The organism is Kitasatospora sp. NPDC057198 (genome assembly GCF_042670125.1).
Classification (GTDB): domain Bacteria; phylum Actinomycetota; class Actinomycetes; order Streptomycetales; family Streptomycetaceae; genus Kitasatospora.
Genome location: NZ_JBHUWH010000028.1, coordinates 1 through 18,105, shown reverse-complemented (window position 1 = coordinate 18,105; position 18,105 = coordinate 1). Strand labels below are relative to the sequence as shown.

Here is an 18,105-nt window from a genome sequence, read left to right as displayed (position 1 = left end):
TCGATCGTTGCGGCCACTCCATAAGGTGCCACACCGGGCGAAGCGCTCCGCTCAGTCCTCGGCGGGCTCCCGCGCCAGCTCCCGCAGCGCGTCCGGCAGCGGCCCCGTCCCGGCCCGCTCGGCGGCGCGCTCCAGCAGCGCGGCGAGCTCCCGGTCGACGGTGCCGGGGCGCTCCAGCATCACCAGGTGCCCGGCGCCCTCGACCAGCACCAGCCGGGCGCCGGGCAGTTCGGCGGCGATCGCCTCGGAGTACTCGGGCGGGGTCAGCAGGTCCTTGGTGCCGGCCAGGACGAGGACCGGCAGGCCGTCCAGGGCGGCCAGCGCGGCGCGCTTGTCGTGCGCGGAGAACGTCGGGTAGAACTCGGCGACCACGTCGATCGGGGTGGCGTCCAGCAGCTGCTCGGCGAACCGGGCCACCGCCGGGTCGACGTCCTTGCCGCCGAACGAGAACCGCCGGTAGAACACCGCGGCCAGGTCGGAGCCCCAGCGCCGGGTCGCCTCCACCAGCTGGACCTGGCGGCCCAGCGCCCTTATCACCCCGGGCGCGACCCGCTTGACCACCTTGGCGCCGACCGCGGGCAGGCCCAGCGGCACCGCGTCCCAGTCGCCCGCCAGGGTGCCGACCAGCGCGACGCCGGCCACCCGGCCGCCGGGGCCGAACAGCTCGGGGCGCCGGTCGGCGAGCGCCATCACCGTCATCCCGCCCATCGAGTGCCCGACCAGCACGATCGGCCCCTCGGGGACGACCGCGTCCAGCACCGCCTCCAGGTCGGCGCCGAGCCGGTCGATCGAGGCGGCCTCGCCGGCCAGGTACGAGCGGGAGCGCTCGGAGCGGCCGTGGCTGCGCTGGTCCCAGAACACGGTGCGCAGCGCGCCGCGCAGCGCGGCCCGCTGGAAGTGCCAGCCGTCCTGGTTGAGGCAGTAGCCGTGGCAGAACACCACGGTCGGCCCGGCACCGGACGGCGCCTCGTCGACCTCGACGTACAGCCCGGTGCCGTCCTCGGCGGGCACCGTCGTCGCGGTGCCGCGCAGCGAGCCGAAGGCGGCCGCCGCCTCCAGCTCCTCGCGGGCCCGCCGGCGCGTCGCCCGCCCGACCGTCAGCCGCTCGATCGCCACCCCGGCGGCCGCCCCGGCCGCCAGCACGCCCAGCGAGATGCCGATCAGCCCGGCCCGGGACACCCCGCCGGAGGAGGACTCCTCAGCCACGGCTCACCCCCGCAGCCCGCCGACGTAGCGCCGCGGGACCCGCCCCCCGATCCGGGTAATGATCTCGTACGCGATGGTGCCGCAGGCCCGCGCCCAGTCCTCGGCGGTGGGCTCGCCGCGCTCGCCGGAGCCGAACAGCAGCACCTCCTCGCCGATGTCCGGCACGTCCCCGCCGAGGTCGACGACGAACTGGTCCATCGCGACCCGCCCGGCCACCCGGTACCAGCCCGACCCGATCTGCACCGGGCCGGTGTTGCTGGCGTGCCGCGGCACGCCGTCCGCGTAGCCGAGCGGCACCAGGCCGAGCGTGGTCGGCCCGGACGTCGTGTAGTGGTGCCCGTACGAGATGCCGTGGCCGCCGGGGACGCGCTTGACCAGCGCCAGCCGGGCCGCCAGCGACATCACCGGGCGCAGCCCGAAGTCGGCGGGCCCGCCGACGTCCGGGACGGGCGACAGGCCGTACATCGCCAGGCCGGGCCGGACCAGGTCGTAGTGCGACTGCGGCAGCAGCAGCGTCGCCGGGGAGTTCGCCAGGTGCCGCACCTCGGGGTCGACGCCGGAGCGCTCGGCGAACGCCAACGCCTGTGCGAAGGAGTCCAGTTGGGCCTGGATCGAGGGATGGCCGGGCTCGTCGGCAGCCGCGAAGTGCGACCAGACGCCGACCACCCGCAGCAGGCCGTCGGCCTGCGCCCTGACCGCGTTCTCCACCAGGTCCGGCCAGTCGTGCGGCTGGCAGCCGTTGCGGCCCAGCCCGGTGTCGGCCTTCAGGTGCACCCGGGCCGGGACGCCGGTCTCCCGGACGGCGGCGAGCAGCTCGTCCAGCGCCCACTGGCCGCTGATCGAGATGTCCACCGACTCGCGCAGCGCCCGCGCCCACGGCCCGCCCGGCGTCCACAGCCAGCACAGGATCCGGGCCTGCTCCGGCCCGATCCCGGCGGCCCGCAGCGCGAGCGCCTCCTCCGGCGTCGCCGTCCCCAGCCAGCCGACCCCGGCCGCGACGGCCTCTCTGGCACACCTGAGCGCCCCGTGGCCGTAGGCGTCCGCCTTGACCACCGCCATCAGCTCGGGCCCGTCCGTGCGGGCCCGCAACGCGCCCAGGTTGTCACGCAGCGCGGCCAGGTCGACGGTCGCCTCGGCCCGCGCTCCCTGGGCGAGCGCAGGCGTCCCGGTGGTGTTCGCAGTCGTCATCGCCTATCAGTCTCCCAGACGGCGGCCGGAGGGTCGGTATTCAGGGGGCGCGAGGAACGGCGGGGCGCGAAAACAGGGGCTCGGCGAAGAACGGCGGGGCGCGAAAACAGGGGCTCGGCTGAGAACGGCGGGATCCACAACAGGGGCTCGGGGAACGGCGAGTCCGTGCTGCTGACAGCCGGAGCCCATCGAAGTGTCCGTGCTGCTGCGTGCCGTAGACAGAACCCGAAGCCGATGCGCGCCACGGCAGTGCACCGTCAGCAGACTGGGCCTCGCCGTTCCCCGAGCCCCTGGTTTCACTTCCCGCCGTTCTCCCCGAGCCCCTGGATCGTTCCCCATGCCCGGTGGAGCGTGCCCGCCAGGTCCAGGGCCGTGATCGGGGCGCCGTCGCCCGCCGCGTGCCGGCCGGCCAGGCCGTGCAGGTGGGCCGCGACGGAGGCGGCGTCCAGCGGGGCGAGGCCGGTAGCGAGCAGGGAGCCCGCCAGGCCGGAGAGGACGTCGCCGCTGCCCGCGGTGCCGAGCCAGCCGGTGCCGGTGGCGTTGACCCGGGCCCGGCCGTCCGGGGCGGCGACGACCGTCGTGGAGCCCTTGAGCAGCACCGTCGCCCCGTACCCCGCGGCGAGCAGCCGGGCCGCCCACAGCCGCCGGGCGGCGACCTCCTCGGCGTCGGCGCTCTCGCCGAGCCCCGCGAGCAGCCGGGCGGCCTCCCCGGCGTGCGGGGTGAGCAGGACGGGCGCGTCCCGCCCGGCCAGCGCGGACGGGCCGAGGCGGGCAAGTTCGGTGAGCGCGTCGGCGTCGGCCAGCACGGGCACGCCGGTGTCCAGCGCCTCGCGCAGGGTGCGCTCCGCGTCCGCGCCGCCGCCGGGGCCGACCACCCATGCCTGGACGCGTCCGGCCCGCGCCGGGCCGTCCTCGGTGACCAGCGTCTCGGGGTGGCGGCGGACCACCTCCGCGGCGGCGTGCCCGGTGTAGCGCACCGCCCCGGCCCCGCCGTGCAGCGCCCCGGCGACGGCCAGCACGGCCGCGCCCGGGTAGCGGGCGGACCCGGCGGCCACGCCGACCACCCCGCGCCGGTACTTGTCGCTCTCCGCGCCGGGGACGGGCAGCAGCGCGGCCACGTCGGCCCGCTGGAGCGCCTCGACGGGGGCGGGCGGCAGGTCGAGCCCGATGCCGACCAGGTGGACGACGCCCGCGTACCCCGCGCCCGGGTCGATCAGCAGGCCCGGCTTGTGGGTGCCGAAGCAGACCGTGACGTCGGCGCGCAGCGCGGCCCCGGCGACCTCGCCGGTGTCCGGGTCCACGCCGGACGGCACGTCCACGGCAACCACGCGGCCGCGGCGCGCCATCGCGGCGAACGGGGCGGCGGCGGGGCGCAGCGGGCCGCGGCCGCCGATGCCGACGATGCCGTCCAGCACCAGGTCGGCCCGGCCGAAGGCGTCCGGGTCCGCGGTGACCCGGCCGCCGGCGGCGAGCAGCGCGGCCAGCCCGGCGGCGTGCGCCTTCGCCGGGTCGAGCAGCAGCGCCTCCGCGCGGGCCCCGCGCCGGGCCAGCCGGGCGGCCGCGAACAGGGCGTCGCCCCCGTTGTCCCCCGACCCGGCCAGCACCAGCACCCGGCTCCCGTACACCCGGGGCAGCAGCCCCGCACAGACCGCGGCCAGCCCGGCGGCGGCCCGCTGCATCAGCACCCCCTCCGGCAGCCGGGCCATCAGCGCGGCCTCGGCGGCCCGGACCTGCTCGACGGTGTGGGCGTGGCGCATGCGAATTCTCCGTTCTCGAGGGGGGGAGGAGGAGCACCGCCAGGGGCTCGGGGAACGGCGAGGCCCAGTCTGCTGCCGGTTCACTGCCGGAGCGCGCATCGGCTTCCGGTTCCCTTAAAGACACGCAGCAGCACCGACCTCCGATGGGCTCCGACCACCAGCAGCACGGACCCGCCGTTCCCCGGGCCCCTGGAGGTGCATGCCCGTCTGCCGACAGTTCCCCCGGCCCCTGGATCGTTCCCCTTCGTCTGCCGAAGAGTCTCACCCTTCGGCGATGACCACCGCCGAGGCGACGCCCGCGTCGTGGCTGAGCGAGACGTGCCAGGAGGTGACGCCCAGTTCGGCGGCGCGGGCCTCGACGGTGCCGGTGACGTGCAGCAGGGGACGGCCGGATTCCTCGACGCGGACTTCGGCGTCCTCCCAGCGCAGGCCGGGCGGGGCGCCGAGGGCCTTGGCCACGGCCTCCTTCGCGGCGAACCGGGCGGCCAGCGAGGCGGTGCCGCGGCGCCGGCCGGAGGGGAGGGTGAGTTCGGCGGGGGTGAAGAGGCGTTCGGCGAGTCCGGGGGTGCGTTCCAGGGACTGTTCGAACCGTCCGATGTCCGCCACGTCGATGCCGACCCCGATGATCACCCTCGTACTCCCTCGTCCGTCCCCGGTGCGGAGGTCCCGCCCCGGGGATGGACGATACGCGGCTACTCGACCGTGACGGACTTGGCCAGGTTGCGCGGCTGGTCGACCTCGTGGCCCTTGGCGGTGGCCAGCTCGCAGGCGAAGACCTGGAGCGGGACGGTGGAGACCAGGGGCTGGAGCAGGGTCGGGGTGACCGGGATCCGGATCAGGTGGTCGGCGTAGGGGACGACGGCCTCGTCGCCCTCCTCGGCGATCACGATGGTCCGGGCGCCGCGGGCCCGGATCTCCTGGATGTTGGAGACGATCTTGTCGTGCAGGATCGAGCGGCCGCGCGGCGAGGGCACCACCACGACCACCGGCAGGCCCTCCTCGATCAGGGCGATCGGGCCGTGCTTGAGCTCGCCGGCGGCGAAGCCCTCGGCGTGCATGTAGGCGAGCTCCTTGAGCTTGAGCGCGCCCTCCAGGGCCACGGGGTAGCCGACGTGCCGGCCGAGGAAGAGCACCGAGCGGGCGTCGGCCAGCGAGCGGGCCAGCTCCCGGACGGGCTCCATGGTGCCGAGCACCTGCTCGACCTGCCGTGGGGCGTCGCCGAGTTCGCGGATGACGGAGGAGATCTCGTCGCCCCACTTGGTGCCGCGGACCTGGCCCAGGTAGAGGGCGACCAGGTAGCAGGCGACCAGCTGGGTGAGGAACGCCTTGGTGGAGGCGACCGCGACCTCGGGGCCGGCGTGGGTGTAGAGGACGGCGTCGGACTCGCGCGGGATGGTCGAGCCGTTGGTGTTGCAGATCGCGAGCACCTTGGCGCCCTGCTCGCGGGCGTGCCGCAGCGCCATCAGGGTGTCCATGGTCTCGCCGGACTGCGAGATGGCGACGACCAGGGTGCGGTCGTCCATGATCGGGTCGCGGTAGCGGAACTCGCTGGCGACCTCGACCTCGCAGGGGACGCGGGTCCAGTGCTCGATCGCGTACTTGGCGATCATGCCGGCGTGGAAGGCGGTGCCGCAGGCGACGATCACCACCTTGTCGACCTCGCGCAGCACCTGGTCGGGGATGCGCAGCTCGTCGAGGGTGAGCCGGCCGTCGGTGCCGATCCGGCCGAGGAGGGTGTCGGCGACGGCCTTCGGCTGCTCGGCGATCTCCTTGAGCATGAAGTAGTCGTAGCCGCCCTTCTCGGCGGCGGAGGCGTCCCAGTCGACGTGGTACTCGCGGACCTCGGCGGGGGTGCCGTCGAAGTTCGTCACCGTGACGCCCCCGGGGCGCAGCTCGACGACCTGGTCCTGGCCGAGCTCGATCGCCTCGCGGGTGTGCGCGATGAACGCGGCGACGTCGGAGGCGAGGAAGTTCTCGCCGTCGCCGACGCCGACCACCAGCGGCGAGTTGCGGCGGGCGCCGACCACCGTGCCGGGGGCGTCGGCGTGCACGGCGACCAGGGTGAAGGCGCCGTCGAGCTGGCGGCAGACCGCGCGCATGGCCTCGGCGAGGTCGCCGTCGTACGCCTCGGCGAGCAGGTGGGCGACGACCTCGGTGTCGGTCTCGGAGCGGAGGGTGTGGCCCCGGTCGGCGAGGTCGGCGCGCAGCCGCGCGAAGTTCTCGATGATGCCGTTGTGGACCACCGCGACCTTGCGGTGGTCGTCCAGGTGGGGGTGGGCGTTGGCGTCGGTGGGGCCGCCGTGGGTGGCCCAGCGGGTGTGTCCGATGCCCGTGGTGCCGGCCGGGAGAGGGGTTTCGGCCAGCGACTTCTCGAGGTTGACGAGCTTTCCGGCCCGCTTGTCCGTGGTCAGGAGCCACTGCCCGTCGGCGCCCTCCGTCTGGACCGCGACGCCGGCCGAGTCGTAGCCCCGGTACTCCAGCCTCCGCAGCCCTGCGATCACTACGTCGAGGGCCGGTTGCGGCCCGGTATATCCAACAATTCCGCACATGTGCGCCAGCATATGTGCGGATGTTCGGGCCCCGGGGGGTCGGATGACCACACCGGGTGACCGACACCACAACGCCCGGCACCCCGCGGACGGCCCACAATGGACACCGTGCTGACCGAACTCTGTACGAAGGGTGCGCCCCCCGCGCCCACCCCTTCCCCGTACGTGGATCTGGACCGCGCCGAGTGGAGCGCGCTGCGCGAGCGCACCCCGCTGCCGCTGACCGCGGAGGAGGTCGAGCGCCTGCGCGGCCTCGGCACCGCCCTGGACCTCGACGAGGTCCGGGACGTCTACCTGCCGCTGTCCCGGCTGCTGAACCTGTACGTGCACGCCACCCACGAACTGCGCGGCGCGATCGGCAGCTTCCTCGACACGCCCGACACCGAACGGGTGCGCACCCCGTTCATCATCGGCGTGGCCGGCTCGGTCGCGGTCGGCAAGTCCACCACCGCCCGCCTGCTCCAGGCGCTGCTGGCCCGCTGGCCCGAGCACCCCCGGGTCGAACTGGTCACCACCGACGGCTTCCTGCTGCCCAACGCGGAACTGCGCCGGCGCGGCCTGATGGCCCGCAAGGGCTTCCCCGAGTCGTACGACCGGCGGGCGCTGATGCGCTTCGTCGCGGACGTGAAGGCCGGCAAGGACCGGGTCACCGCGCCGGTGTACTCGCACCTGGTGTACGACATCGTGCCCGGCGAGCGGCTGGTGGTGGAGCGCCCCGACATCCTGATCGTCGAGGGGCTGAACGTGCTGCAGCCGGCCCTGCCCGGCACCGACGGGCGGACCAGGATGGCGGTCGCCGACTACTTCGACTTCTCGATCTACGTCGACGCCCGCACCGACGACATCGAGACCTGGTACCTGGACCGGTTCCGCAAGCTGCGGCAGACCGCCTTCCAGGACCCGAACTCCTACTTCCGGCGCTTCACCGAGGTGCCCGAGGAGGAGGCGATGGACTACGGCCGCCAGGTCTGGCGGACCATCAACCGGCCGAACCTGCTGGAGAACGTGCTGCCCACCCGCGGCCGGGCCACCCTGGTGCTGCAGAAGGGCCAGGACCACAAGGTCCGCCGGGCGCTGCTGCGCAAGCTCTGAGCGCGCGCCGGGGGGAGGGGCCCGCCCTCCCCCCGGTGGCCCCGCCTCAGCCCAGGTGCAGCCGCACCGCGTCGGCGAGCCGCTGGCAGACGTCCTGCGCCTGCTCGTGGCCGACCGCCTCGACCATCACCCGCACCAGCGGCTCGGTGCCGGACTTGCGCAGCAGCACCCGGCCGGTGGTGCCGAGCTCGGCCTCCGCCGCGACGAGCGCGGCCTGCAGCTCGGCGCAGGACTCCACCCGGTCCTTGTCCACGCCCTTGACGTTGATCATCACCTGCGGGAGCCGGGTCATCACCGAGGCCAGGTCCGCCAGCGGCTGCTTGGTGGCGGCCAGCCGGGCGCCCAGCATCAGGCCGGTCAGGGTGCCGTCCCCGGTGGTGGCGTGGTCCAGCAGGATCACGTGGCCGGACTGCTCGCCACCCAGCGCGTAGCCGTGCTGCTTCATCTCCTCCAGCACGTACCGGTCGCCGACCGCGGTGCGCACCAGCTCGATGCCCTCGCGCTCCATCGCCAGGGTGAAGCCCAGGTTCGACATCACGGTGGCCACCGCGGTGTTGCGGCGCAGCGTGCCGGCCTCCTTCATGCCGACCGCCAGGATCGCGATGATCTGGTCGCCGTCGACCTCGTTGCCGTCCGCGTCGGCGGCCAGGCAGCGGTCGGCGTCGCCGTCCAGCGCGACGCCCAGGTCGGCCCGGTGCTCCTTCATCGCGGCGCGCAGCTTGTCCAGGTGGGTGGAGCCGACGCCGTCGTTGATGTTCAGGCCGGTCGGCTCGGTGCCCAGGGTGTACACCACCTCGGCGCCGGCCCGGGCGAACGCCTCCGGGGCGACCCGGGCGGCCGCGCCGTGCGCGCCGTCGATGACCACCCGCACCCCGTCGAGCCGGTTCGGCAGCACCGCGACCAGGTGCGCCACGTACCGGTCGAAGCCCTCGCTGTACTGGCGGACCCGGCCGACCGCCGCGCCGGTGGGGCGCTTCCAGGACTCGTCGCCGGCGCCGTAGCGGCGGTAGTGCGCCTCGATGGCGTCCTCCAGCGCGTCGTCCAGCTTGTGGCCGCCGCGGGCGAGGAACTTGATGCCGTTGTCGGGCATCGCGTTGTGGCTGGCGGACAGCATCACGCCGAAGTCCGCGCCGAGCGCGCCGGTCAGGTACGCCACCGCGGGGGTGGGCAGCACGCCGACCCGCAGCACGTCCACCCCGGCGCTGGCCAGGCCGGCGATCACGGCGGCCTCCAGGAACTCTCCGGACGCCCGGGGGTCTCGGCCGACCACGGCCACCGGCCGGTGCCCCTCGAACGCGTTGGCGTCGCCGAGCACATGGGCGGCGGCCACCGACAGGCCCAGCGCCAGCTCCGCGGTCAGGCCCTCGTTGGCCACGCCGCGCACCCCGTCCGTACCGAAGAGTCGTGCCATGTTCGCGTTCGTCCGTCCTGTCGCGCCGGTGGTGGGCTCGGGTGGTGCCGCCCCCGCGGACTCCGCACCGGTCCGGGAGGCACGACGCCCCGGAGCACAGAGTGCTCCGGGGCGAGGATCGCATGAAGGGTGCGATTAGCGCTTGCTGTACTGCGGCGCCTTGCGGGCCTTCTTGAGACCGGCCTTCTTGCGCTCGACGGCGCGGGCGTCACGGGTCAGGAAGCCGGCCTTCTTGAGCGGGCCGCGGTTGTTGTCCACGTCCGCCTCGTTCAGCGCACGGGCCACGCCGAGGCGCAGCGCGTAGGCCTGGCCGGACACGCCGCCGCCGGCGATGCGGGCGATGACGTCGTAACGGCCGTCCAGCTCGAGGAGCTTGAAGGGCTCGTTCACGGTCTGCTGGTGCACCTTGTTGGGGAAGTAGTTCTCCAGGGTGCGACCGTTGATCTTCCACTGGCCGGTGCCGGGGACGATGCGCACGCGGGCGATCGCCTCCTTGCGGCGGCCGAGGCCGGCGCCGGGGACGGCCTCGCCGAAGCGGCCGGCCAGCGACTCGGTGGTGTACTCGGTCTCGGTGGTGTACTCGTCGACGTTCTCGTCGTCGAATTCGACCTCGAGGGTGCTCTCGATGGCAGTCTCGGCCACGGTGTTCCTCAGCTCTTCTACGTCAGTTGGGGTGTGGGTGGCCGGAATTACTGCGCGACCTGGGTGATCTCGAACGGCACCGGCTGCTGCGCAGCGTGCGGGTGCTGGTCGCCCGAGTAGACCTTCAGCTTCGAGAGCATCTGACGGCCCAGGCTGTTCTTCGGAACCATGCCCTTGATGGCCTTCTCGACGGCCTTCTCCGGGTTGTTCGCGAGCAGGTCGTCGTAGCGGACCGAGCGGAGGCCGCCCGGGAAGCCGCTGTGGCGGTAGGCCAGCTTCTGGGTCTTCTTGTTGCCCGAGAGGTGCACCTTGTCGGCGTTGATGATGATGACGAAGTCACCAGTGTCAACGTGCGGCGCGTAGATCGCCTTGTGCTTGCCCCGCAGGAGGTTGGCGGCCTGGGAGGCCAGGCGGCCGAGCACGACGTCGGTCGCGTCGATGACGTGCCACTGACGCTGGACGTCGCCGGGCTTGGGGCTGTACGTACGCACGGTCGTAGCCTTCGCTTTTCAGTGAGTGGGTCCTGACAGGAGCACCAAGGCCCGGGGCCTCCAGCCGATCCGCCCGGACGCAATTCGGGCAGCCGCTGGAGTTCGGCCTGTCGTCTCCGGCGTACCGACCTCTCACGTGAGATAGAGCGAGCCAATACGCACAACAGCGGCCAACAATACCGGGCCGGTGGGGTGGATTCCAAACCGGCCCGGCGCGGGGGCCTTCGGTTCAGCGGTCCCGGACCACCCGGGTCTCGTCCCAGACCGGCTCCGGGGCCTCGTAGACCCGGCCGTCCGAGCCGAACACCAGGAAGCGGTCGAAGCTCCGGGCGAACCAGCGGTCGTGGGTGACGCACAGCACCGTGCCGTCGAACGCCTCCAGGCCCTGCTGGAGCGCCTCGGCGCTCTCCAGGTCCAGGTTGTCGGTCGGCTCGTCGAGCAGCAGCGCGGTGGAGCCGGACAGCTCCAGCTTGAGGATCATCAGCCGGGCCTGCTGGCCGCCGGAGAGCGACTCGAACTTCTGCTCCTCCTGCCGGTCCAGCTCGTAGCGGCGCAGCGCGGACATCGCGGCGCCGCGGGAGAGCGCGTGCTCCTCCTCGACGATCGAGCGCACCGTGCGGCCGAGCAGCTCCGGGTGGGCGTGGGTCTGCCGGAAGTGCCCGGGGACGACCCGGGCGCCGAGCTTCCACTGCCCGCCGTGCTCCACCGAGCCGTCCCCGGCCAGCAGCCGCAGGAAGTGCGACTTGCCGGAGCCGTTGGAGCCCAGCACGGCGACCCGCTCGCCGTAGAAGACCTCCAGGTCGAAGGGCTTCATCAGGCCGGACAGCTCCAGGCCCTGCATGGTGAAGGCCCGCACGCCGGTGCGGCCGCCCTTGAGCCGCATGGTGATCGACTGCTCGCGCGGCGGCGCCTCGGGCGGGCCGGCGTCCTCGAACTTCTTCAGCCTGGTCTGCGCGGCGGCGTACCGGGAGGCCATCTCGTGGCTGACCGCGGCCGCCTGCCGGAGGGTGACCACCAGCTTCTTCAGCTTGGCGTGCTCCTCGTCCCAGCGGCGGCGCAGCTCCTCGAAGCGCTCGAAGCGGGCCTTGCGGGCCTCGTGGAAGGTGTCGAAGCCGCCGCCGTGCACCCAGACGCTGGAGCCGGTCGCGCCGGACTCCACCGCGATGATCTTCTCGGCGGTGCGGGAGAGCAGTTCGCGGTCGTGCGAGATGTACAGCACGGTCTTGGAGGTGGCCCGGATGGCCTCCTCCAGCCAGCGCTTGCCCGGTACGTCCAGGTAGTTGTCCGGCTCGTCGAGCAGCAGCACCTCGTCCGGGCCGCGCAGCAGCGCCTCCAGCACCAGCCGCTTCTGCTCGCCGCCGGAGAGCGTGTTCAGGCCGCGCCACTGGGCCCGCTCGAAGGGCACGCCGAGGGCGGCCACCGTGCAGACGTCCCAGTCGGCCTCGTACTCGTAGCCGCCGGCGTCCGACCAGTCGGAGAGCGCCTGGGCGTAGGCCATCTGCGACTTCTCGTCGTCCTGGGCGATCATCGCGAGCTCCGCGGCGTCCACCGCGCGGGCCGCGTCGGCGATCCGCTTCGGGGCGACCGAGACCAGCAGGTCGCGCACCGAGGCGTCGGCGGGCAGCGCGCCCGGGGCGTCCTCGGCGCTCTCCCGGCCGGTGGTGCCGACGAACTGGCGCATCACGCCGAGCCCGCCGGTGACCGTCACCGAACCGCCGTGCGGCTGGGTGTCGCCCGCGATCATCCGCAGCAGCGTGGTCTTGCCGGCGCCGTTCGCGCCGACCAGCGCGACCGCGGCGCCCTCGCCGACCCGGAAGGACGCGTCGTCGAACAGCACCCGCCCGTCCGGCAGGTAGTACTCAAGGTGCGAAATCTCGACGTGTCCCATGCCACGGAATTGTGCCAAGCCCCCACCCCGCGACAAAACGGATTACCCGCCCGCCCCTCCCCCGGAGGCCGCTTCCCCGGCGGCGCCCGGCAGCGTCCGCAGCCGCCGCGAGATCCGGTTGCGCTCGGCGAGCAGCCCGTCGGCCGGGTAGCCGACCTCCTCCAGCGTCAGACCGTGCGGGCGGATCACGTTGACCGCCGAGTTGCGCACCCCGCCGGCCAGCACCTCGCCGGGGAACCCCACCGGCCGGTGCCCGTCGCCGACCAGCAGCATCGCCCCGACCAGCGCGCGCACCATGTTGTGGCAGAACGCGTCGGCCCGCACGGTGGCCACCGCCAGCGAGCCCTCCTGGGCCGCGTACGGGTCGATCGGCACCCGGTCCCAGCGCAGTTCCAGCAGGGTGCGGATGGTGGTGGCGCCCTCGCGCTTCTTGCAGTACGCCGCGAAGTCGTGCTCGCCGACCAGCAGCGCCGCCGCCTCGTTCATCCTCTCCAGGTCGAGCGGCCGGTCGTGCCAGAGCACGTGCCCGCGCAGCAGCGGGTCGACCCCGCCGGGGTGGTCGGCCACCCGGTACGCGTAGCGGCGCCAGATCGCCGCGAACCGGGCGTCGAAGCCGTGCGGCGCCTCGGAGACCCGGTACACCCGGACGTCGGCGGGCAGCCGCCCGGCCAGCCGGCGCAGCAGCTTGGCGCCGTGCTGGGCCCACAGCGCGTCCGGCAGGTCGACGTGCGCGACCTGGCCGCGGGCGTGCACCCCGGCGTCGGTGCGGCCGGCCACGGTCAGCGGGAAGTTCTCCGCGCTGCGCAGCACGACCCGCAGCGCGTCCTCCAACTCGCCCTGCACGGTGCGCCGTTCGCGCTGCCGGGCCCAGCCGGAGAACTCCGCGCCGTGGTAGGCGAGGTCCAGCCGGACCCGGGTGTGCCCGTCCGCCGGGCCGTCCTTCACCGGCGGCAGCTCCGCGCAGTCGTTCACCACTCCAACTCCCCTGTCCCGTACCTGAGATGCGAACGGGCCCGCTCCCCCGGTGAACGGGAGGGCGGGCCCGGACGAAGACTACGCGGAGGCTCAGCCCTCGGTGGTCTCGGCGGCCTCGTCGGCCTTGGTCTCCTCGGCCTCGGCGGCCTTGGTCTCGGCCTCCTTGACGGAGCGCTTGGTGGCGGCCTCGGCCTCGGCGACGGTCGCCTTGGTGGCGATCTCGCCCTCGACCAGCTCGATCACGGCCATCGGCGCGTTGTCGCCGCGGCGACCGCCGATCTTGGTGATGCGGGTGTAACCGCCGGGGCGGTTCTCGAACCGCGGGGCGATCTCGGTGAAGAGGGTGTGCAGCACCGACACGTCGGTGATGGTCTTGCGCACCAGGCGACGGTTGTGGATGTCGCCCTTCTTCGCCTTGGTGATCAGCTTCTCCGCCAGCGGGCGCAGGCGGCGGGCCTTGGCCTCGGTGGTGGTGATGCGGCCGTACTGGAACAGCTCGCGGGCCAGGCCGGCCAGCAGCAGCGGCTCGTGGGACGGGCCGCCGCCGAGACGGGCACCCTTGGTGGGACGGGGCATGTTCAGCTCCTTGGATCTCCGACTGCGGCCGTACCAGGTACCGCAGCGGGCGTGCGGACACCGCGTCCGCACGACTTCTCACGCCACCGGAGGCGGTCCGGCGAAGGACCGCCCCCGGTGTCGAAACTCAGTACTGCTCGGTCTCCGCGTAACCCTGGTCGTCCAGGTCGTCGGCGCCGAAGGCGTCGGCGGCGGCGGTCGGGTCGAACCCGGGCGGGCTGTCCTTGAGGGCCAGGCCCATGCCGGCCAGCTTCGCCTTGACCTCGTCGATCGACTTCGCACCGAAGTTGCGGATGTCGAGCAGGTCGGCCTCCGAGCGGGCGACGAGCTCACCCACGGTGTGGATGCCCTCGCGCTTGAGGCAGTTGTAGGAGCGGACGGTGAGTTCCAGCTCCTCGATCGGCAGCGCCAGGTCGGCGGCCAGGGCGGCGTCCGTCGGCGACGGGCCCATGTCGATGCCCTCGGCGTCGACGTTGAGCTCGCGGGCCAGGCCGAACAGCTCGACCAGGGTCTTGCCGGCCGAGGCCATCGCGTCGCGCGGACGCATGGCGGGCTTGGTCTCGACGTCGACGATCAGCTTGTCGAAGTCGGTGCGCTGCTCGACACGGGTCGCCTCGACCTTGTAGGTGACCTTGAGCACCGGGCTGTAGATGGAGTCGACCGGGATGCGGCCGATCTCCTGGCCCGAAGCCTTGTTCTGCACGGCGGAGACGTAGCCGCGACCGCGCTCGACGGTCAGCTCCATCTCCAGCTTGCCCTTGCCGTTCAGCGTGGCGAGGACCAGCTCGGGGTTGTGCACCTCGACACCGGCCGGGGGCGCGATGTCGGCGGCGGTGACCACACCCGGGCCCTGCTTGCGCAGGTACATCACGACCGGCTCGTCGTGCTCCGAGGAGACGACCAGCTGCTTGATGTTCAGGATGAGGTCGGTGACGTCCTCCTTGACGCCCGGCACGGTGGTGAACTCGTGCAGGACGCCGTCGATCCGGATGCTGGTGACGGCGGCACCGGGGATCGAGGAGAGGAGCGTGCGGCGGAGCGAGTTGCCGAGGGTGTAGCCGAAGCCCGGCTCGAGCGGCTCGATCACGAACCGCGAGCGGAACTCGTCGACGACCTCTTCGGTCAGCGAAGGACGCTGAGCGATCAGCATGTTCTGGATCCTCCAGTTGTCTTCGGCACCCACTATTTGATGCCGATAGAACTCAAGCGTACGGGGTCCTGCGCGGAACAGGACCCCGTACGAGGTTTGAAGCGCGGTCGCCCGAAGGCGCCGGGTCAGACGCGGCGGCGCTTCGGCGGACGGCAGCCGTTGTGCGGGGTGGGGGTGACGTCCTGGATCGAGCCGACCTCCAGGCCGGTGGCCTGGAGCGAGCGGATCGCGGTCTCGCGGCCGGAGCCCGGACCCTTGACGAAGACGTCGACCTTGCGCATGCCGTGCTCCTGCGCGCGACGGGCAGCGGCCTCGGCGGCCATCTGCGCGGCGAACGGGGTGGACTTGCGCGAGCCCTTGAAACCGACGTGGCCGGCCGAGGCCCAGGAGATCACGTTGCCCGAGGGGTCGGTGATCGAAACGATGGTGTTGTTGAACGTGCTCTTGATGTGGGCGTGCCCGTGAGCGACGTTCTTCTTCTCCTTGCGGCGGATCTTCTTCGCGCCGGCAGCCTGACGACCCTTGGGGGGCATAAGTCTGTTCTCCTACTGAGGTGGTCGGTCCGCTAACCCGCGGGCCGGAGGGATGTCCGGTTGACGGGACGGACTACTTCTTGCCCGGCTTCTTCTTGCCGGCGATCGCGCGACGCGGGCCCTTGCGGGTACGCGCGTTGGTGTGGGTGCGCTGGCCGCGAACGGGCAGGCCGCGGCGGTGGCGCAGGCCCTCGTAGCAGCCGATCTCGACCTTGCGGCGGATGTCGGCGGCGACCTGGCGGCGGAGGTCACCCTCGACCTCGAAGTTCGCGTCGACGAACTTCTGCAGCTTGACGAGGTCGTCCTCGCTGATGTCGCGGACGCGGATGTCACCGCTCACGCCGGTCTCGGCGAGCGCCTGCTGGGCGCGGGTCTTGCCGATGCCGTAGACGTAGGTGAGGGCGATCTCGATCCGCTTCTCGCGGGGGAGATCAACGCCCGAAAGGCGTGCCATTCAAGGCTCCTGTGGTTCTTCTCAGAGGTCTGACGTGCCGCCTACTCGCTGTCTCTCGACAGGGAGCCCCGGCCTCTGACCGGGGGTGGCAGTCCGTCCTGTGGACGGATCGGGCGGCCCGCTTATGACGTTGTGCGCGTCGCGCGAAGGTACTACGAGAAATGCGGGGTTGATCAGCCCTGGCGCTGCTTGTGGCGCAGGTTGTCGCAGATCACCATGACCCGGCCGTGGCGGCGGATCACCTTGCACTTGTCGCAGATCTTCTTGACGCTCGGCTTGACCTTCATGACTCAGGTTCTCCGGGGTCTAGATCTGGCGTTGTTACTTGTAGCGGTAGACGATCCGGCCGCGGGTCAGGTCGTAGGGGCTGAGCTCCACCACGACCCGGTCATCCGGGAGGATGCGGATGTAGTGCATGCGCATCTTGCCGCTGATGTGCGCGAGGACCTTGTGACCGTTCTGCAGCTCGACCTTGAACATCGCGTTCGGAAGAGACTCGATCACGGTGCCCTCGATCTCAATGGCGCCTTGCTTCTTAGCCATGAACTGCGAGATCCACCCTTCGGGGTCCGGCTACCGTATGCGGAACGCTCGTGCGAACCAGGCTTCACCTCGATCCGGGTTGCCCCTGGACTGAGGGCGTGCGCGAACACGCTACGAGAGAGCCGACGCACCATCGTAAACCAAGCACCGCACCGGAGCGAAATCAGCGCGGCGCGGCCCCGCCGCTCAGCGCTTCGCGGCGACCTGGAGGGGGACGACCGGCGGCACCACGGCGGTGCAGGCCGAGCAGCGGCGGGCGGCCTCGGGGATCTCGGTCAGGCACTCCGGGCAGGGGCGCTTGGGCACCGAGGGCTTCTTCGGCAGGTAGCGGGCGGTGGCCTTGGAGACCGGCAGCACCACGCAGAAGTACAGCACCGCGGCGGTCAGCACGAACGCGATCAGCACGTTCAAGAACTGGCCGTACGGGAAGGTGACGCCCGCCACCGTGAAGGTGTAGGCGCTGAAGTCGCCGGCCGCGCCGACCACCACGCCGAGCACCGGGGTGAGGAAGGCGGTGACGAAACCGGTCACCACGCCGGTGAACGCGGCACCGATGACCACACCGACGGCCATGTCGATCACGTTGCCGCGCATCATGAAGTCGCGGAAGCCCTTGAGCACTGTCTCTCCCCTGGGGTTGCTGCGGGTGTCAGCTGATGAAAATAGGACAAGGGGCCCGGAGGTCCAAACCCCCGGGCCCCGCTGAGAGAAGAGACTCAACCGCGCGGGATCAGCCCAGCGGGTCCGGCGCCGCGGTGATGCCCAGCTTGGCCAGCTCGGCCCGGCCGCCGTCGAAGGCCGTCAGCACCAGCGGCCCCTGCTCGGTGACGGCCACCGAGTGCTCCCAGTGCGAGGCCCAGGTGCCGTCGGTGGTGACGACCGTCCAGTCGTCCGCCAGCACCTCGGTGTGCGGGGTGCCGAGCGAGACCATCGGCTCGATCGCCAGCACGGTGCCCGGGACCAGCTTCATGCCCTTGCCGCGGCCCGCCACGTAGTTCAGCACGTGCGGCTCCATGTGCATCGCGGTGCCGATGCCGTGGCCGCCGTAGCCCTCGGTGATGCCCCACTTGCCCTTCGGCGGCAGCGGCTGGCGGCGGATGAAGCCCTCGATCGCCCGGGAGACGTCGACCAGCCGGTTGCCCTTCTTCATCTGGGCGATGCCCGCCCACATCGAGCCCTCGGTGACCTTCGACAGCATCACGTTCTCGGCGGCGGTCTCGCCGACCGCGACGGTGATCGCCGCGTCGCCGTGCCAGCCGTCCAGGATCGCCCCGCAGTCGATCGAGATCAGGTCGCCGGCCTTCAGCACCCGCTCGCCGGGGATGCCGTGCACGACCTCCTCGTTCACCGAGGCGCAGATCACGCCCGGGAACCACAGGCCGCCGTGGTCGGCGCGGAAGTTGGAGGTGGCGCCGTGCTTGGCGATGACCGCGTCGGCGATGTCGTTCAGCTCCCCGGTGGTCACCCCCGGGGCGACCGCCTCGCGGGCGGCCTTCAGCGCCTCGGCGACGACCAGCCCGGCCGCCCGCATCTTGGCGATCTGCTCGGGGGTCTTGATCTCCACCATCTGGTCAACGCCTTCCACGTTCTGAATCTCGGACTGCCCTCCACCGTACGACGCACGAGACGGCCGGGCCGCCCGCTTCGGGG

General features: G+C 72.4%; 19 protein-coding genes. 1 reads left to right on the top strand and 18 read right to left on the bottom strand.

The window, feature by feature from the left end:
- Positions 1-51: 51 nt before the first annotated feature.
- The 5 genes from ACFUEL_RS05750 to glmS all read right to left on the bottom strand — a co-directional run bounded on the left by ACFUEL_RS05750 (position 52) and on the right by glmS (position 6,700).
- Positions 52-1,206, bottom strand: coding sequence for an alpha/beta fold hydrolase (locus ACFUEL_RS05750; RefSeq protein ID WP_380234737.1), 1,155 nt, complete (start codon positions 1,204-1,206; stop codon positions 52-54).
- Positions 1,207-1,209: 3 nt separating this feature from the next.
- Positions 1,210-2,394, bottom strand: coding sequence for an alanine racemase (gene alr / locus ACFUEL_RS05745; RefSeq protein ID WP_380234736.1), 1,185 nt, complete (start codon positions 2,392-2,394; stop codon positions 1,210-1,212).
- A 296-nt stretch (positions 2,395-2,690) separates the two neighbouring features.
- A complete protein-coding gene (locus tag ACFUEL_RS05740; protein ID WP_380234735.1) occupies positions 2,691-4,151 on the bottom strand; it encodes an NAD(P)H-hydrate dehydratase in 1,461 nt (486 codons plus the stop codon).
- A 261-nt stretch (positions 4,152-4,412) separates the two neighbouring features.
- Positions 4,413-4,781 carry a holo-ACP synthase gene (locus tag ACFUEL_RS05735; RefSeq protein WP_380234734.1) on the bottom strand — a complete coding sequence of 123 codons (369 nt, stop codon included), beginning with the start codon at positions 4,779-4,781 and terminating at the stop codon, positions 4,413-4,415.
- A 62-nt stretch (positions 4,782-4,843) separates the two neighbouring features.
- Positions 4,844-6,700, bottom strand: coding sequence for a glutamine--fructose-6-phosphate transaminase (isomerizing) (glmS, locus tag ACFUEL_RS05730; RefSeq protein WP_380234757.1), 1,857 nt, complete (start codon positions 6,698-6,700; stop codon positions 4,844-4,846).
- 99 nt (positions 6,701-6,799) lie between these two features.
- On the opposite strand from glmS, the gene coaA reads away from it, so the two are divergent.
- Positions 6,800-7,792 carry a type I pantothenate kinase gene (gene coaA / locus ACFUEL_RS05725; RefSeq protein WP_380234733.1) on the top strand — a complete coding sequence of 331 codons (993 nt, stop codon included), beginning with the start codon at positions 6,800-6,802 and terminating at the stop codon, positions 7,790-7,792.
- Positions 7,793-7,838: 46 nt separating this feature from the next.
- Here coaA and glmM read toward each other — a convergent pair whose 3' ends face one another.
- The 13 genes from glmM to map all read right to left on the bottom strand — a co-directional run bounded on the left by glmM (position 7,839) and on the right by map (position 18,022).
- Positions 7,839-9,203, bottom strand: a complete 1,365-nt coding sequence (glmM, locus tag ACFUEL_RS05720) for a phosphoglucosamine mutase (RefSeq protein WP_380234732.1) — start codon at positions 9,201-9,203, stop codon at positions 7,839-7,841.
- 135 nt (positions 9,204-9,338) lie between these two features.
- Entirely contained in the window at positions 9,339-9,845 is a 507-nt protein-coding gene (gene rpsI / locus ACFUEL_RS05715; protein WP_380234731.1) for a 30S ribosomal protein S9, read from the bottom strand.
- A gap of 47 nt (positions 9,846-9,892) precedes the next feature.
- The gene (gene rplM, locus ACFUEL_RS05710; protein WP_014136251.1) at positions 9,893-10,336 is read right to left on the bottom strand and encodes a 50S ribosomal protein L13; all 444 of its coding nucleotides are present in this window, start codon (positions 10,334-10,336) and stop codon (positions 9,893-9,895) included.
- A 229-nt stretch (positions 10,337-10,565) separates the two neighbouring features.
- On the bottom strand, positions 10,566-12,224 hold the full coding sequence (locus ACFUEL_RS05705) for an ABC-F family ATP-binding cassette domain-containing protein (RefSeq protein ID WP_380234730.1): 1,659 nt from the start codon (positions 12,222-12,224) through the stop codon (positions 10,566-10,568).
- Between the two features lie 42 nt (positions 12,225-12,266).
- Positions 12,267-13,199: a tRNA pseudouridine(38-40) synthase TruA gene (gene truA, locus ACFUEL_RS05700; protein ID WP_380234729.1), complete on the bottom strand. Its 933-nt coding sequence runs from the start codon at positions 13,197-13,199 to the stop codon at positions 12,267-12,269.
- A 90-nt stretch (positions 13,200-13,289) separates the two neighbouring features.
- Positions 13,290-13,775 carry a 50S ribosomal protein L17 gene (gene rplQ / locus ACFUEL_RS05695; RefSeq protein WP_380234727.1) on the bottom strand — a complete coding sequence of 162 codons (486 nt, stop codon included), beginning with the start codon at positions 13,773-13,775 and terminating at the stop codon, positions 13,290-13,292.
- Between the two features lie 127 nt (positions 13,776-13,902).
- Positions 13,903-14,925, bottom strand: a complete 1,023-nt coding sequence (locus ACFUEL_RS05690) for a DNA-directed RNA polymerase subunit alpha (protein ID WP_030457404.1) — start codon at positions 14,923-14,925, stop codon at positions 13,903-13,905.
- Positions 14,926-15,050: 125 nt separating this feature from the next.
- On the bottom strand, positions 15,051-15,458 hold the full coding sequence (gene rpsK, locus ACFUEL_RS05685) for a 30S ribosomal protein S11 (RefSeq protein ID WP_014136257.1): 408 nt from the start codon (positions 15,456-15,458) through the stop codon (positions 15,051-15,053).
- 73 nt (positions 15,459-15,531) lie between these two features.
- Entirely contained in the window at positions 15,532-15,912 is a 381-nt protein-coding gene (rpsM, locus tag ACFUEL_RS05680; protein ID WP_033250918.1) for a 30S ribosomal protein S13, read from the bottom strand.
- 173 nt (positions 15,913-16,085) lie between these two features.
- Entirely contained in the window at positions 16,086-16,199 is a 114-nt protein-coding gene (gene rpmJ / locus ACFUEL_RS05675; RefSeq protein ID WP_003956441.1) for a 50S ribosomal protein L36, read from the bottom strand.
- 34 nt (positions 16,200-16,233) lie between these two features.
- Positions 16,234-16,455, bottom strand: coding sequence for a translation initiation factor IF-1 (gene infA, locus ACFUEL_RS05670; protein ID WP_003956442.1), 222 nt, complete (start codon positions 16,453-16,455; stop codon positions 16,234-16,236).
- 186 nt (positions 16,456-16,641) lie between these two features.
- Complete coding sequence (mscL, locus tag ACFUEL_RS05665) at positions 16,642-17,076, bottom strand: large conductance mechanosensitive channel protein MscL (protein ID WP_380234726.1); 435 nt, start codon at positions 17,074-17,076, stop codon at positions 16,642-16,644.
- Positions 17,077-17,185: 109 nt separating this feature from the next.
- Complete coding sequence (gene map / locus ACFUEL_RS05660) at positions 17,186-18,022, bottom strand: type I methionyl aminopeptidase (protein WP_380234755.1); 837 nt, start codon at positions 18,020-18,022, stop codon at positions 17,186-17,188.
- Positions 18,023-18,105 lie beyond the last annotated feature (83 nt).

Coding starts and splice junctions, on each gene's coding strand:
- alr (WP_380234736.1), bottom strand. CDS start 2,394: ATGACGACTGCGAACACCACCGGGACGCCTGCGCTCGCCCAGGGAGCG.
- ACFUEL_RS05740 (WP_380234735.1), bottom strand. CDS start 4,151: ATGCGCCACGCCCACACCGTCGAGCAGGTCCGGGCCGCCGAGGCCGCG.
- glmS (WP_380234757.1), bottom strand. CDS start 6,700: ATGTGCGGAATTGTTGGATATACCGGGCCGCAACCGGCCCTCGACGTA.
- coaA (WP_380234733.1), top strand. CDS start 6,800: ATGGACACCGTGCTGACCGAACTCTGTACGAAGGGTGCGCCCCCCGCG.
- glmM (WP_380234732.1), bottom strand. CDS start 9,203: ATGGCACGACTCTTCGGTACGGACGGGGTGCGCGGCGTGGCCAACGAG.
- ACFUEL_RS05705 (WP_380234730.1), bottom strand. CDS start 12,224: ATGGGACACGTCGAGATTTCGCACCTTGAGTACTACCTGCCGGACGGG.
- rplQ (WP_380234727.1), bottom strand. CDS start 13,775: ATGCCCCGTCCCACCAAGGGTGCCCGTCTCGGCGGCGGCCCGTCCCAC.
- ACFUEL_RS05690 (WP_030457404.1), bottom strand. CDS start 14,925: ATGCTGATCGCTCAGCGTCCTTCGCTGACCGAAGAGGTCGTCGACGAG.
- rpsK (WP_014136257.1), bottom strand. CDS start 15,458: ATGCCCCCCAAGGGTCGTCAGGCTGCCGGCGCGAAGAAGATCCGCCGC.
- rpsM (WP_033250918.1), bottom strand. CDS start 15,912: ATGGCACGCCTTTCGGGCGTTGATCTCCCCCGCGAGAAGCGGATCGAG.
- rpmJ (WP_003956441.1), bottom strand. CDS start 16,199: ATGAAGGTCAAGCCGAGCGTCAAGAAGATCTGCGACAAGTGCAAGGTG.
- infA (WP_003956442.1), bottom strand. CDS start 16,455: ATGGCTAAGAAGCAAGGCGCCATTGAGATCGAGGGCACCGTGATCGAG.
- map (WP_380234755.1), bottom strand. CDS start 18,022: ATGGTGGAGATCAAGACCCCCGAGCAGATCGCCAAGATGCGGGCGGCC.